The sequence below is a fragment of the Haemophilus sp. 27098_8_127 genome (assembly GCF_041433495.1).
Taxonomy (GTDB): domain Bacteria; phylum Pseudomonadota; class Gammaproteobacteria; order Enterobacterales; family Pasteurellaceae; genus Haemophilus_D.
In genome coordinates this window covers 1-1,216 of the sequence record NZ_JAPWBP010000025.1, presented here as the reverse complement: position 1 = coordinate 1,216, position 1,216 = coordinate 1, and the positions used below count along the sequence as shown (strand labels likewise).

The following is a 1,216-nucleotide window of genomic DNA, read 5'->3' as shown; positions in this document are numbered from 1 at the left end:
AATGCTAAAGCTGAAGTTAAAGATAACGAGAATGGCACTCACACAGTAACTATCACAGATGGTAACGGTAAAACCACAACTACTGTTGTTAAAGATGGTGCAACTGGTGCGAAAGGTGATACTGGTGCAGATGGTAAGAATGCTAAAGCTGATGTTAAAGACAACAAAGATGGCACTCACACTGTAACCATCACCGATGGCGAAGGTAAAACTACTACTACTATCGTTAAAAACGGTGAAGACGGTAAGAATGCACAAGCTGAAGTTAAAGACAACGGTAACGGTACTCATACTGTAACTATCGTAGATGGTAACGGTAAACAAACCGTCACAACCATTAGAAATGGTAAAGATGGTAGAGATGGTAAAGACGCCGACGGTACATTTGGTTTAGTTGATGAAACTGGTTCAAGCCAAGGCACAATCACGAAGAAACTGAATAACACAATTCAGATTAAAGGTGATGCAGGTACTAAGGTTAAAGTTTACGATAAACAAACCGGTAAAACTGTTGAGAAAGAAGTTCAAAACATCTTTGTTAAGAAAGATGGCGACGCGTTAAAGGTAAGTCTGAACCCAGACGTAACTGTTAATAGCGTAACAACAAATGAACTTAAAGCAGGTCCAGTAACCATTAACCAAGACGGTATCGATGCAGGCAACAAGACTATCCAAAATGTTGCTCCAGGTGTTAAAGATACTGATGCTGTAAACGTTTCACAATTACGTAGCAACATCACCAACGTTAACAACCGCATTGATGGCGTACGTAAAGAAGCTCGCGGCGGTATCGCAGGTGCTAACGCAGCAGCAGGTTTACCACAAGTTTACATCCCTGGTAAATCAATGGTTGCCGCTTCTGCAGGTACTTTCAAAGGTGAAAGCGCTGTGGCAGTAGGTTACTCACGCTCAAGCGACAATGGTAAAGTTATCTTCAAACTTCAAGGTAACGCAAATACCCAAGGCGACGTAGGTGGCTCTGTGGGCGTCGGTTACCAATGGTAATTTAACTTTCCATTAATATAGATAAAAACCCAGCTTCGGCTGGGTTTTTTATTTGTACCAAATTAAGGATGAAATGAGATAGAATGAGCACACAATAACATTTCTAAAAAATAGTTTTGTGATTAATTAGACAAACTTAAGGATATGTAACCTAAATGACCACTTCAGAAAAAATTAATATTGCATTTGCGATTGATGCAAAATATACCCC

General features: G+C 40.0%; 1 protein-coding gene. It reads left to right on the top strand.

Annotation, left to right across the window (positions count from 1 at the left end; translation table 11 throughout):
* A partial coding sequence (locus tag O3746_RS10310; protein WP_371449035.1) for a YadA-like family protein occupies positions 1-1,005 on the top strand: 1,005 nt, incomplete at its 5' end.
* Between the last annotated feature and the right edge of the window lie 211 nt (positions 1,006-1,216).